General features: G+C 63.1%; 12 protein-coding genes. 9 read left to right on the forward strand and 3 right to left on the reverse strand.

Features of this window, described 5'->3' with window-relative positions; genetic code table 11:
- The first annotated feature begins 51 nt into the window (after positions 1-51).
- Positions 52-1,020, forward strand: coding sequence for a type II secretion system F family protein (locus E5675_RS11525; RefSeq protein ID WP_136174648.1), 969 nt, complete (start codon positions 52-54; stop codon positions 1,018-1,020).
- 14 nt (positions 1,021-1,034) lie between these two features.
- Positions 1,035-2,081: a type II secretion system F family protein gene (locus E5675_RS11530; RefSeq protein WP_235211526.1), complete on the forward strand. Its 1,047-nt coding sequence runs from the start codon at positions 1,035-1,037 to the stop codon at positions 2,079-2,081.
- 60 nt (positions 2,082-2,141) lie between these two features.
- On the opposite strand, the gene E5675_RS11535 is transcribed toward E5675_RS11530, so the two are convergent.
- Positions 2,142-3,143 (reverse strand): fumarylacetoacetate hydrolase family protein, encoded by a 1,002-nt coding sequence (locus E5675_RS11535; protein WP_136174649.1) that lies wholly within the window; start codon positions 3,141-3,143, stop codon positions 2,142-2,144.
- A gap of 59 nt (positions 3,144-3,202) precedes the next feature.
- Positions 3,203-3,616, reverse strand: coding sequence for a hypothetical protein (locus tag E5675_RS11540; protein ID WP_136174650.1), 414 nt, complete (start codon positions 3,614-3,616; stop codon positions 3,203-3,205).
- Positions 3,617-3,764: 148 nt separating this feature from the next.
- Between E5675_RS11540 and E5675_RS11545 the strand changes: the two genes are divergently transcribed.
- A complete protein-coding gene (locus tag E5675_RS11545) occupies positions 3,765-4,988 on the forward strand; it encodes an ATP-binding protein (protein WP_136174651.1) in 1,224 nt (407 codons plus the stop codon).
- Here E5675_RS11545 and E5675_RS11550 read toward each other — a convergent pair.
- A complete protein-coding gene (locus tag E5675_RS11550) occupies positions 4,985-6,301 on the reverse strand; it encodes an aspartate aminotransferase family protein (protein WP_210727516.1) in 1,317 nt (438 codons plus the stop codon). The two genes, E5675_RS11545 and E5675_RS11550, sit on opposite strands and share 4 nt — an antisense overlap.
- A 149-nt stretch (positions 6,302-6,450) precedes the next feature.
- Between E5675_RS11550 and E5675_RS11555 the strand changes: the two genes are divergently transcribed.
- The 6 genes from E5675_RS11555 (at position 6,451) to E5675_RS11580 (ending at position 13,511) form a co-directional block, all read left to right on the forward strand.
- On the forward strand, positions 6,451-7,797 hold the full coding sequence (locus E5675_RS11555; RefSeq protein WP_136174653.1) for a glutamine synthetase family protein: 1,347 nt from the start codon (positions 6,451-6,453) through the stop codon (positions 7,795-7,797).
- A gap of 117 nt (positions 7,798-7,914) precedes the next feature.
- On the forward strand, positions 7,915-9,141 hold the full coding sequence (locus tag E5675_RS11560; RefSeq protein WP_136174654.1) for an FAD-binding oxidoreductase: 1,227 nt from the start codon (positions 7,915-7,917) through the stop codon (positions 9,139-9,141).
- A 10-nt stretch (positions 9,142-9,151) separates the two neighbouring features.
- Positions 9,152-10,543, forward strand: a complete 1,392-nt coding sequence (locus tag E5675_RS11565) for a glutamine synthetase family protein (RefSeq protein WP_136174655.1) — start codon at positions 9,152-9,154, stop codon at positions 10,541-10,543.
- A gap of 90 nt (positions 10,544-10,633) precedes the next feature.
- The gene (locus E5675_RS11570) at positions 10,634-11,740 is read left to right on the forward strand and encodes a spermidine/putrescine ABC transporter substrate-binding protein (protein WP_136174656.1); all 1,107 of its coding nucleotides are present in this window, start codon (positions 10,634-10,636) and stop codon (positions 11,738-11,740) included.
- 23 nt (positions 11,741-11,763) lie between these two features.
- On the forward strand, positions 11,764-12,669 hold the full coding sequence (locus tag E5675_RS11575; protein WP_136174657.1) for an ABC transporter permease: 906 nt from the start codon (positions 11,764-11,766) through the stop codon (positions 12,667-12,669).
- On the forward strand, positions 12,669-13,511 hold the full coding sequence (locus tag E5675_RS11580; RefSeq protein WP_136174658.1) for an ABC transporter permease: 843 nt from the start codon (positions 12,669-12,671) through the stop codon (positions 13,509-13,511). Before E5675_RS11575 ends, E5675_RS11580 begins: the two co-directional genes overlap by 1 nt.
- The last annotated feature ends 52 nt before the right edge of the window (positions 13,512-13,563 follow it).

Below are 13,563 nucleotides of genomic sequence, written 5' to 3' on the forward strand. Positions count from 1 at the left end.
CATCGGCACGCCGTCGCGATCCTCTGTCATAGAAGCGGACACCAGCTGACCATGAACCTGCCAGTCATCCTTATCATCGCCGGGGCCCTCCTGGCTTTCGCCCTCCTCGCGATCCTGCTCGGCGGGCCTTCAGAGGGTAAGGCGAAGACGCGGCGACTGGCGATGGTCAAGGATCGCCATGCCGCTTCGACCGAAGCGGTGGTCGCGGCGCAGATGCGGAAGACGATCCAGTCGGGCCGCAATGGCGATTCATCGCTGACCAACCTGTTGCCGCGCCGCGAAGAGCTTGAGAAGCGGATTCGCCGAACCGGCAAGAACTGGACGCTGACGCAATATATGTTCGCGTCGATGATAATATTCGTCGTCGCGACCGGCGCGATGCTTATCGTGCGCGCGCCCATCCTGATGGCCGGCCTGGTCGGGTTGCTGCTCAGCCTTGGACTGCCCTATCTCGTCGTCGGTATGACGATCAAAAGGCGCGTGGCCGCCTTCAACAGCCGCTTTCCCGACGCGATCGACCTGCTTGTCCGCGGTCTCAAGTCGGGCTTGCCGGTCACCGAGACCTTTCAGGTGGTGAGCCAGGAGCTTCCCGGGCCCGTCGGCGAAGAGTTCAAGGGCGTTGTCGAGCGCATCCGCATCGGCAATACGATGGAAGCTGCGCTACAGGAATCGGCAGAGATGCTCGGCACTCCCGAGTTTCAATTCTTCTGTATCACGATCCAGATTCAACGCGAAACCGGCGGCAATCTGGCCGAAACGCTGGCCAACCTGTCCGACGTCCTCCGCAAGCGCGCCCAGATGAAGCTCAAGATCCGCGCAATGTCGTCCGAAGCCAAGGCGTCCGCTTACATCGTCGGCGCGCTGCCCTTCTTCGTGTTCGGCGTCGTCTGGACAGTAAACCCTGGCTACCTTGAAGGCTTTTTCGTCGAGGAACGCCTTATCATTGCTGGCATCGGCGGCCTGATCTGGATGAGCATCGGTGCCGGCATCATGGCCAAGATGGTCAATTTCGAAATCTAAAGGAGGCAGAAACAGTGAACAGCAGCCTCCTTCTCTCGTCCGCATTCACAGGCGCGCAAAGCGGTCCGACCCTGCTCGGCATCGACGTCGTATGGGCCGGCACCATGTTGGCGGCGGTCGGCGTCTTCGCCGTGTTGTTTGCGATCTACAACGCGCTGACCGTGCGCAACCCGATGACGAAACGCGTCAAGGCGCTCAACGATCGCCGCGAACAACTGAAGGCCGGCATCACGGCCTCGACGGCGAAGCGCCGCGCCCGGCTGGTCCGCAAGAACCAGACCGCCGACAAGATGCGCACTTTTCTTGGCAAACTCCAGGTCCTGCAGGATGGCCAGATCAAGGAAGTCCAGCAGAAGCTCGCGCAGGCCGGTATCCGGTCAAAGGATCTCGCCGTCGCGGTGATCTTCGGCCGCATGGTGTTGCCGATCCTGTTTGGGGGCCTTGCGCTTTTTCTGATCTATGGGGTCGATATGTGGCCCGACCTGACTTCGTTCAAACGCTCGGCCTATACGATGGGTGCGTTGATCCTCGGCTACAAGGCACCGGACCTCTTCGTCGACAATATGCGCCAAAAGCGTACCGACGCGATCCGCAAGGGCCTCCCCGACGCGCTCGATCTTCTCGTCATCTGCGCCGAAGCGGGCCTTACGGTCGACTCCGCCTTCGCTCGTGTGTCGAAGGAACTGGGCCGCGCCTATCCCGAACTGGGCGAAGAATTCGCCCTGACGTCGATCGAGCTCGGCTTTCTGACCGAGCGCCGGCAGGCGTTCGAGAATTTCGCCTATCGTGTGAATCTGGAATCGGTGAAGGGCGTGGTCACGACGATGATCCAGACCGAAAAATACGGCACGCCGCTAGCGTCTGCACTTCGCGTCCTGTCGGCCGAATTCCGCAACGAGCGCATGATGCGCGCCGAGGAAAAGGCTGCACGCCTGCCCGCGATCATGACGGTGCCGCTGATCCTGTTCATCCTGCCGGTGCTGTTCATCGTCATTTTGGGCCCGGCGGCCTGTTCGCTGAGCGACGCGATGTCGGGCGGCAGCTTCGGCGGCAAGGGCTGACCACAGCTCCAGCGCCGGTTAAAGAAAGGAGGGCGGAGGCGACTTCCGCCCTCTTTTCCATCAGGCCACGCTTTGTTCGATCGCGCCGAAAATGCTGTGATGACGGTCATCGTCCATCCAGATGCGAACCGTATCGCCCTTTTTCATGAACGAGGTCTTGGGCTCGCCCAGCCGGATCGTTTCGACCGTCCGCACTTCGGCAAGGCAGCTATAACCCTGCCCGCCTTCGCTGATCGGCTTGCCCGGGCCGCCGTCGGCATCGCGGTTCGACACCGTGCCCGACCCGATTATCGTGCCCGCGCCCAAATCGCGCGTCTTCGCGGCGTGCGCGATCAGTGCGCCGAAATCGAAGGTCATATCGACCCCGGCATCGGCGCGGCCCAGCGGCTCGCCGTTGAGGTCGACCGACAGCGTCCCGTGCAGCTTGCCGTTCTGCCAGCGATCGCCAAGCGCCTCGGGCGTCACGAACACCGGCGACATTGCGCTCGACGGTTTCGACTGAAAAAAGCCGAAACCCTTGGCGAGTTCGGCGGGGATAAGCCCACGGAGCGACACGTCGTTTGTCAGGCCGACGAGAAGGATTTTCTCGCGCGCCGCGGCGGCATCGATGCCGGCGGGAACGTCGCCCGTCACCACGACGACCTCGGCCTCCATGTCGCAGCCCCATGCAGGATCGCCGAGCGGAATCGGATCGCGAGGGGCCAGAAAGGCGTCACTGCCGCCCTGATACATCAGCGGGTCGTGCCAGAAGCTGTCAGGCATTTCGGCACCGCGCGCCTGTCGGACGAGCGCGACATGGTTCACATAGGCACTGCCGTCGGCCCATTGGTACGCACGCGGCAGCGGCGACGCCGCATCGCGTTCGTGAAACCGCTCCTTCGGTATCGCATCGTGGTTCAGGTCTTCGGCGAGCGCGGCGAGGCGCGGCGCAGCATAGGCCCAATTGTCGAGTGCGGCCTGCATTGTCCCGGCGATCTGGCCGGCGTCGGCATACCAGGCGAGATCGTCCGAAACGACGACCAGGCGGCCGTCGCGACCCTTTTTGAGCGATGCTAGTTTCACGAAAACTCCCTTGTCTGACGATACGGCTGAAACCGTCATCGCCTGTCGGGAAGCGATAATCAGCGCGACGTCGTGATCGATGCGAAACAGGTAAAGCCGCTCTGCCCCGCCTGCAAGCGCCGGATATATTGCAGATAGGCCTGCGACTGATTGTAGGTCGTTCCGGGCAGCGTCTGGCCGCGGAAGGCGCGTTTCACTTCCTCGCCCGTAAACGGCCTCGGTGCTCCCGGAAACGCACCTTTCGTCCCCGGAGGCACCAGCTTTCCCGCGCGATCGATATATTGGCCCGCCCCCGTCGTTCCGGGCACCGGAATCTCGCAGTTCATCACCGATACGGCGGTCTGCGCAAAGGCGGGCCGGATCGTCAGCGCAGCCGACACGCCGGCGGCGCCAAGCGCCAGCATCTTGCGGCGCGATGGGACGGCTTCGCCATCCATTTCGGGCAGACCGGCGGGGATGTCGCTGTTTTCCATGGTCGGCGCATAACGCAATGAGGCGCCTAGGAAAAGCAAAAGCCCGCCGCAGCCTTCTGGCTTCCCGCTTTGGCACATGCTGTCAAAAAGCGTTAACAGCCCAAAGCCGCTTGCGCTGATCCCCTGCTTCGTGCGACGCGGGCGGCGCATGTTCGATCGTCTGTCCAGCCTCGTCATTGCCCTGACGCTGGTCGTCATCGCGGCGATCTTTGCCGCGCTGACGGGGGGCGACCCGCTGTCGATTGCGATGATGGCGATCGCGGGCTTCGCGGCCGCAGGCATCGTCTACAGCGCCCTCCCCGCTTCGCTTTCCGAAGTGCCGGGTGCGACGCCGGCGCCCGAAGCGACGCCGGTCTCGCTTCTTCGCCATCCCGATTTCGCACGCTGGGTCGACCAGGAAAAGGACCCGCTTCTGGGCGTTTCCGACAACATCGTCGCGATCGCCAACGACGCGGCGATCCGCCTGCTCGGGCGCCATATCGTCGGCGCCGACATACGCACCGCGATCCGCCATCCGGCGGCCACCGAGTGGTTGTCGCGCATCAATAGCGACGGCCCGCTCGAAACGGTCAATCTTGTCGATTTCCCTCGCCCCGGCCAGCGCTGGACGATGCGCGTCGCCGCGCTATCGGGCGGACAGCGCATCGTCATGCTGTCGGATCATTCGGCGATCGACGCCGCCGACCGCATGCGATCCGATTTCGTCGCCAATGCGAGCCACGAACTGCGCACGCCCCTCGCCGCGATCCTCGGCTATGTCGAGACGCTGCAGGACATGAACGGCGAGGCCGACGCACCGACGCGCAGCCGCTTCCTGTCGATTATCCACCGCGAGGCAGGGCGGATGCAACAGCTCGTCATCGACCTGCTTTCGATCTCGCGCGTCGAGGCCGACCGCTTTCGCCGCCCGACGACGCCGATCGACCTCGCGGCGATCGTCCAGACGTCGGTCGCGCAGCTTCGCGATAGCGAACAACCGCGCGCGAAGGACATCGTTGTGATGCTTGGCGAGGCGCCACAGCCGATGCTCGGCGACGGCGCGCAACTGGGGCAGCTCGCACACAATATCATCTCGAACGCGATGAAATATGGCCATCCGGGAACCCCGGTCACTGTGGAGCTGGCGCGCGAAGGAAGCCGCGTGCGGCTGTCGGTCAGCGACGAAGGCGACGGCATCGCGCCCGATCATCTGCCGCGCCTGACCGAACGTTTCTATCGCGTCGACGAGGCGCGCAGCCGCTCGGTCGGCGGTACCGGCCTCGGCCTCGCGATCGTCAAGCATATCAGCGAGCGCCACCAGGGCCAGCTCGACATAGAGAGCGAGCTTGGCAAGGGAACGACGGTGTCGGTGACCTTCCCGCTCGCCGCCTAGTCGATCGCACCCAGCAGATCGGCGATCCGTCCGAACATCTCGTCGATCTGCGACTTTTCGACGATCAGCGGCGGCGACAGCGCGATGATGTCGCCTGTCGCGCGGACGAGCAGCCCATTGTCGAAGCAGGCGTGGAACAGTTCCATCGCTCGCGCGGTCGGCGCCCCCGGGCGCGGTTCGAGTTCAATCCCCGCGACGAGCCCGATCGTGCGGATGTCGACGACATGACGCCGCCCTTTCAGGCTATGCGCCGCATCCTCCCAATAGGCGGCGAGCTGGCCCGCCCGGTCGAACAGGCCATCGCGCGCATAAAGGTCGAGCGTCGCCAGCCCCGCCGCGCTCGCCAGCGGATGCCCCGAATAGGTATATCCATGAAACAGCTCGATCCCGCCCGGCACGCTGTCGATCACCGCATCGTGCAATTCGCGCTTCACGGCGACTGCCCCCATCGGCACCGCCGCGTTGGTGAGACCCTTTGCCATGGTGATGATATCGGGGGTCACGCCCCAGCTTCCGGACGCCGTCGCGCTGCCGACGCGCCCGAAGGCGGTGATCACCTCGTCGAAGATCAGGATGATGCCGTGCCGGTCGCAAATCTCGCGCAGGCGCTGGAGATAGCCGACGGGTGGCACAAGCACGCCGGTCGATCCCGCCATCGGTTCGACGATCACCGCCGCGATCGTTTCGGCGCCATGCAGGTCGACGAGCCGCTGGAGATCATCGGCGAGTTCGGCGCCATGCTGCGGGAATCCCCGGGAAAAGGCGTTGCGTTCTATATCGTGCGTATGCCGCAGATGGTCGACCCCGGGCAACCCGCAGCCGAACGCGCGGCGGTTGTTGACTAGTCCGCCGACGCTGATCCCGCCAAAACCGGTGCCGTGATAGCCGCGCTCGCGCCCGATCAGCCGCGTCCGCGTCCCCTCGCCCTTCGCACGCTGGATATTGAGCGCGATCTTGAGCGCGGTATCGACCGACTCGGAGCCGCTATTCGTAAAGAATATCCGATCCAGCCCCCCGGGCATCAGCTCGGCAAGCCGCTGCGCCAGTTCGAACGGCAGCGGATGGCCGAGCTGAAACGTCGGTGCGAAATCGAGCGTCGCGGCCGCCTTGGCGATCGCCTCGCTGATCTCGGGGCGACAATGGCCAGCGTTGCTACACCACAGACCCGACGTCCCGTCGAGGATTTCGTGCCCGTCGCTCGACCGATAGAACATGCCGCTCGCCGAAACGAGCTGGCGCGGCTGGCGCTTGAAGGCCCGGTTCGCGGTAAAGGGCATCCAGAAGGCGGCCAGCTGGTCGTTGTCACCTCGCATCGCGAACATCTCCTGATCTTGTCATGCCCAATCTGGCGGGCGCGCGCACGGCTGGCAACGTCAAAACCGGCCCCTCTGGCGCTTGAGCCAACTTCAGGATAGGCTTGTCTTCCACAAGCGGGCCGGCTCCTCGGCCCAATCGGGGGCGCATGTCAGTCAATCTGGAACAATGGATCAGCGACCATAATATCGACGAAGTCGAATGTATCGTCCCCGATATCAACGGGGTTCAGCGCGGCAAGGTGTTGCCGGCCAAGAAGTTCCTCTCGTCAGTCAAGGACAAGTCGCTGCGCATCCCGGGCAGCGTCTTCATCTGCACGATCGACGGCCATTATCCCGAAGACATCGACGACATCTGGGACAAGGATCCCGACAAGGTCCTGATCGCCGACCCCGACACGATCTGCGTCGCGCCCGGTTTCACCTCGCCGACCGCCTTCGTGATCGCCGACGCGTTCAACCGTGACGGCACCGAAGTCGACATCGCGCCGCGCACGATCCTCAAGAAAGTGCTCGGCCTCTACGAAGAAAAGGGCTGGAAACCGATCATCGCGCCCGAAGTCGAATTTTACCTCGTCTCGCAGAACACCGACCCCGATTTTCCGCTGACCCCGCCGACGGGCCAGTCGGGTCGCAGCGAGAACGCCAGCCAGCCCTACGGGCTCGAGGCGATGAACGAATATGAAGATATCATCGATCATATCTATGACGATTGCGAGCTGATGGGGCTCGATATCGACACGATGATCCACGAAATGGGTGCCGCGCAGCTCGAGGTGAATTTCATCCACGGCGATCCGCTGCGCCTTGCCGACGAGGTGTTCCTGTTCAAGCGGGTCGTGCGCAACGTCGCGAAGCAGCATAATGTCTATGCGACCTTCATGGCGAACCCGATGGCGGGCCAGCCGGGAAGCGCGATGCACGTCCACCAGTCGATTGTCGATGCCGAGACCGGGCGCAACCTGTTCGCCACCGCCAACGGTCGCGACAGCGCGGCGTTCCGCAGCTATATCGCCGGCCTCATCCGCTTCATGCCGCAAATCTCGCCGATGTGGGCGCCCAATGTGAACAGTTTCCGCCGCATGCGTCCCGACAGCGCCGCCCCGATCAACGTCCAGTGGGGCGAAGATAACCGGAGCTGCGGCTTCCGCGTGCCCATCGCCGACAAGCACAACCGCCGCGTCGAAAACCGCCTGCCCGGCGCCGACAGCAATCCTTATCTGGCAATCGCGGCGTCGCTCGTGTGCGGCTATATCGGCATGGTCGACCGCATGGTCCCACCCAAGCCGATCAGCGGAAGCGCGTACAACCGCGCGCGCACGCTGCCGCGCACGCTCGAGGCAGCGCTCGACCGCTTCGCCTCGTGCAAGAAGGTCCGCAACCTGCTCGGCGACGATTTCTTTGAAATCTTTTTCGCGGTGAAGGATTATGAGCTGTTCAACTATCAGTCGGTGGTTTCGAGCTGGGAACGCGAACATCTGTTGATGCGGGTTTAGCAGCTTGCCAAAACCGCCCCTTCCCCGTTCGCGTCGAGCGAAGTCGAGACGTCGTGCAGGACAGAGAGGCGTCTCGACTTCGCTCGACGCGAACGGAATTAGAAGGTCGGCTCACCAATGACCGATCCGCTGAGCCATAGCTATTATGCCGCGACCGCGCACGAGCGGCGACCGCAGTTTGACATCGAAGGCGACCTTGAATGCGATGTCGCGGTCATCGGCGGCGGCTTCACCGGACTTGGCGCCGCGCTCGCTTGCGCCGAGCGCGGCTTTTCGGTCATTTTGATCGAGGCCGAGCATGTCGGTTTCGGCGCGTCCGGGCGCAACGGCGGGCAGCTTATTCCGGGCCTTCGCTGGACGGCGTCCGAACTCGAAGAGGAATTCGGCCGCGAGCGCGCCGATGCGCTGTTCGATCTCTGCTGGCGCGACAATCGGGTGAAAGCCCGGATCGCACAGCATGGCATCGACTGCGACCTCAAGACCGGACATCTGGAGGCGGCGTGGACGCCGAAAGACTTCGACGCCATGCGGCGCGAGGCCGATTATCTTGCGAACCGCTTCGACTATCGCACCGATATTGTCGAAGAAAGCGAGATGGCCACGCATATCGCCAGCCCGCTCTACCATGGTGGCATCCATGATCCGCGGGGCGGCCATTTCCATCCGCTGAATTACGCGATCGGGCTCGCTCAAGCAGCCGAGGCGGCGGGAGTGCGGATCGTCGAGGGGTGCCGCGCATCGCTCGACACCACCAAGGCTCGCTACATCATCAATGCCACCGACAGCTGGATCGGCGACATCGAATCCGATCTCGGCCGCTACACCGTGCCGATCATGAACTATAATATCGCGACTGCACCGCTCGCGAATGCCGACGAACTTCTCCCCACCGACGCGGCGGTCGCCGACAGCCGCTTCGTGCTCAACTATTTCCGCCTTTCGGCCGACAAGCGGCTGATCTTCGGCGGCGGCGAGCGCTACTCACAGACCCCGCCGCGCGATATCGCGGCATTTGTGCGGCCCTTCATGGCCGAAGTCTTCCCGCAGATCGCCGATGCGAAGATCGATTATGGCTGGGGCGGCGCGGTGGCGGTGACGATGAACCGGCTGCCGCATATCGGGCGTCGCGGAAACATCTTTTTCGCCCACGGTTTTTCGGGGCACGGCGCGCTGGTGACGACGCTCGCCGGCGAACTGATCGCCGAGGCGATGGCGGAAACCGCTGAACGCTTCGATATTCTGGCGAACTTGCCGTCAAAGCCCTTCCCCGGCGGAAAATGGCTGCGCCGCCCGCTCGCCACGCTCGGGCTGCTCTGGTATGCGCTGCGCGACCGGTTGGGGTGAAGGAGCATATATGTCGAAGTCGTCGGGCGTGATCGCCGACCGGTCGGAAGCCGAAGCCTTCTTCAAGGCGAACCCCGACGTCGATTCGATCGAGATGATCTACACCGACATGGGCGGCGTGCCGCGCGGCAAGCGGCTGCGCCAGCACGAGGTGCTCGCGGTGTACGACAGCGGCCGCATGATGCCGGGATCGATTACCGTCGTCGACATCACCGGACAAGACACGGTCGAAACCGGCCTCGTATGGGAGGATGGCGACGCCGACCGTTCGATGAAGCCGATCCCCGGCACGCTCGTCCGCACCCCTTGGGGCGGAGAGAATGCTGCGCAATTCCTCGTCGGTTTCTACGAGCTCGACGGCACGCCGCACGACCTCGATCCGCGCCATGTCCTCGGCCGCGTCGTCGACCGCTATACCGCCGATGGCCTGACGCCGGTGCTCGCGGTCGAACTCGAATTCTACCTCGTCGACCCGCGCCGCGCGCGCGATGGGCGCGTCCGCCCCGCGCGTCCCGGCTACAGCCGCGACACCCCGCGCAACGTCGAGGTTTATGGCCTTCGCGAACTCGACGATTTCCGCTCCTTCTTCGACGCACTTTACGCCGCGACCGACGTGCAGGGTCTGCCGCTCGAAAGCGCGATCTCCGAATTCGCGCCGGGCCAGTTCGAACTCACCTTGCGCCATAAACCCGACGCATTGCACGCGTGCGACGACGCGATCATGTACAAGCGGCTCGTCAAGGCGATCGCGCAGCAACAGGGGATCGAGGCCACCTTCATGGCGAAGCCCTTCGCCGATCAGGCGGGCAGCGGCATGCACATCCATGTGTCGGTCGACAACGCGGCGGGCAACAATATCTTCGCGAGCGACGATCCCGAAGGCACACCCGCGCTGCGCCACGCGATCGGCGGCATGATCGGCAGCGTCGGCGACGGTTTCGCGCTCTTCGCGCCGCACGCGAACAGCTATCGCCGTTTCAAGGCAAACAGCTACGCGCCGGTCGCGCCGACATGGGGCGTCAACAACCGCACTGTGTCATTCCGCATCCCCGCCGGTCCGGCGCCGAGCCGCCACGTCGAACATCGCGCGTGCGGCGCCGACGCCAACCCCTATCTCGCCGTTGCGGCCGTCCTTTCCGGCATGCACCACGGCATGGTGAACCAGAGCAACCCCGGCCCCGCGGTGGTCGGCAACGGTTACGACCGCGACAATAGCGGCGGCGACAAGCCGCCCTCCAACTGGTTTGCCGCCGTCGATCGCTTTCATGCATCGAAGCTGATGCGCGATTATCTCGGCACCCGGTTCGTCGATATGTTCAGCACCGTGAAGCGCGTCGAACAAGACAATTATTTCAGCGTGGTACCGACGCTCGATTACGACTGGTATCTTCGCAACGCATGAAAGTTTCAAAAATTCGGAACCCAGCGCAAAAATCCTCTTTCCAAGCCGCCGCTATTGAGTCAGCTTGAGTCCCATACAGGGAGGCTGGCCATGGATTTCAACGAACTGATCAAGCAAACCCGCGGGCGCCGCTCGCTGCTCCAGGCGCTCGGCGTTGCGGCGGTCGGGATCAGTTTCGGCGGGCTCGCGGCGTGCAGCAAGCAGGGCGGAAAAACCCTCGCGAACGGGGAGGAAGCCAAGCTCAACTTTTATAATTGGGACACCTATATCGGCGAGAATACGCTCGACAATTTCAAGGAAGCGACCGGCGTCGACGTCACGATGGACCTGTTCGACAGCAACGACGTGCTGTTCGCCAAATTCAAGGCGGGCAATCCCGGTTACGACGTGATCGTGCCGTCGAACGATTTCGTCGAGCGGATGTCGAAGGCCGGCATGTTGTTGCCACTCGACCATAGCCTGATTCCGAACAAGCGGAATATCGACCCGGCGTACATCAACGTCGAATATGATCTGCAGCGCAAATTTTCGATGCCTTACACCTGGCTCGCGCTCGGGATCGGCTATCGCAAGTCGAAAGTGTCGGCAAAGCCCGACAGCTGGAAGGTCCTGTTCGACAGCCCCGAATATGCGGGCCGCATCGCCTGGCTGTCGGAGGCCGGCGACATGTTCCGACTTTACGGCAAATATCTCGGAAAATCGGTCAATGCGCTGACCCCGGCGGACATAGCGACGATCGAAAAGATGATGATCAAGCAAAAGCCGAATGTGAAGAAATTCCACGAGGACGACGGGCAGGACCTGCTGCTCAAGGGCGATTGCGACGTCGTGCTCGAATATAATGGCGATATCGCGCAGGCGATGGTCGAGGACAAGGATATCGATTTCGTCATTCCCAAGGAGGGGAGCCAGCTCAATTCGGACAATCTCTGCATTCCGAAAGGCGCGCCGCACCCGAAAAATGCTCACGCCTTCATCAACTATATCCTCGACGCCCAGGTCGACAAGGAAATCACCGAGACGATCCTCTACCCGACGCCGAATGCTGCGGCGAAGGCGTTGATGCCCGACAGCTACAAGAACAACCCCGTCATCTTCCCGCCCGCCGAAGCGCTGGCTAAATGCGAATATGCGCGCTTCAATGCCGAATTGCAGCCGCTCTACGAGGAAGCCTTCACGCGGGTCCGGGCGGCCTGACGGTCTGAAGGGGGCATCGGGGGGTGGCCGAACAGGACTGGAAAACGAACAAAGGGGTCTTCGCGGCGGTATCGTTGCCTACGCTCGTCTGGGTCCTGCTCTTCTTCCTCGTCCCAATGGCGATCGTCTGGCTGTACAGCTTCGGCGAGAACAAGGGCCTCACCGAGATCGAGATTTCGGGCACGCTCGAAAATTACAAACGCGCGACCGAGTGGCTCTATCTCACCATTTTCGGCAAAAGCTTCGCGGTCGCGGCGCTCGTCACCCTCATATGCCTGATCGTCGGTTTTCCCGTCGCGATGGCGATCACCTTTGCCAGCGAGAAATGGCGGCCGTGGCTGCTGCTCGGCATCATGCTCCCCTTCTGGACCAATTTGCTCATCCGCACCTATGCGCTGATGATGCTCCTCGGAACACAGGGCTTCGCGAACAAGGGGCTCGGCGCGCTGTGGGAGGGGACGAGTTGGCTCAAGACGCTCGTCGGGCTGCAACCGCTGCCGACGTGGGAGCCCGTGCCGCTTCTCTTCAACAATTTCGCGGTCGTCTTTGGTCTCGTCTATGTCCACCTGCCCTTCATGGTGCTGCCGCTCTATGCGGCGCTCGACCGGCTCGACCGCAGCCTGATCGAGGCGAGCCTCGACCTCGGAGCGGGCCATTTCCGCACGATCATGCGCATCGTCGTCCCGCTCGCCGCGCCGGGCATCATCGCGGGCGTGATGATCACCCTGATCCCCGCGCTCGGCGCCTATCTCACCCCCGACCTGATGGGCGGAACCGACAGCCAGATGATCGCCAATGTCATCGAGCGCCAGTTCAAGAAAGCGAATGACTGGCCCTTCGGCGCCGCGCTCTCCTTCCTGCTCATATATGCGATGTTCGCGCTGATCGCGATCCAGTCGATGCGCAAAAAAGTGCCGGACGCCCACTGATGGCTCCCTTCGCTCGCACGCCGATCGCACCGCTCGAATATAGCCGCACGCTGTGGATGCGCCTCTGGGTCAGCGCGGTGATGCTGTTCCTCTACGCACCGCTGATCGTGCTCGTGATCTTCAGCTTCAACGACAGCAAGCGCAACGTCGTGTGGCGCGGCTTCACGACCAAATATTACGAGAAGGCGCTGGGCAACGACCAGCTGGTCGAGGCGCTGCTCAATTCGCTGACCATCGCGGCGCTCGCGACGATCGCCAGCCTCGCGCTGGGCGCCGTCGCGGCAATGATGCTATGGCGCTTCCGCTTTCCGCTGAAGGGCGCGGTCGACGGCACCATCTCGCTGCCGATCATCGTCCCCGAAATATGCCTCGGCGTCGCCTTCCTGATGTTCTTCGCCGCGGCCGGCTGGCCGACCGACCTCGTTTGGCCGTTCAACCTCGGCGCGATCACCATCGCGCACATCACCTTCTGCTTCCCCTTCGTGACGATGGTCGTGCGCTCGCGCCTCGCGACCTTCAACCGCGAGCAGGAAGAAGCCGCGAAGGATCTCGGCGCGAGCGAATGGCAGGTTTTCCGCGACGTGCTGATCCCGCACATCAAGCCCGCGCTCATCGCGGGCGCGCTGCTGTCCTTCACATTGAGCCTCGATGATTTCGTCATCACCTATTTCACCAGCGGCCCCGACACGATCACATTCCCGGTAAAGGTCTATTCGATGGTCCGCTTCTCGGTGACGCCCGAGGTCAACGCCGCCTCGACTTTGCTCATCATCCTGACCGTCGCCCTCACCTTTGTCGCCCTCAAGGCGCAGGGCGTGAAAGCCATTGCGGAGACGCATTGATGGCCACCCCCTTTTCCGTTCACTCCCCTTCCCCGTTCGCATCGAGCGAAGT

This window comes from Sphingopyxis sp. PAMC25046 (genome assembly GCF_004795895.1).
Classification (GTDB): Bacteria; Pseudomonadota; Alphaproteobacteria; order Sphingomonadales; family Sphingomonadaceae; genus Sphingopyxis.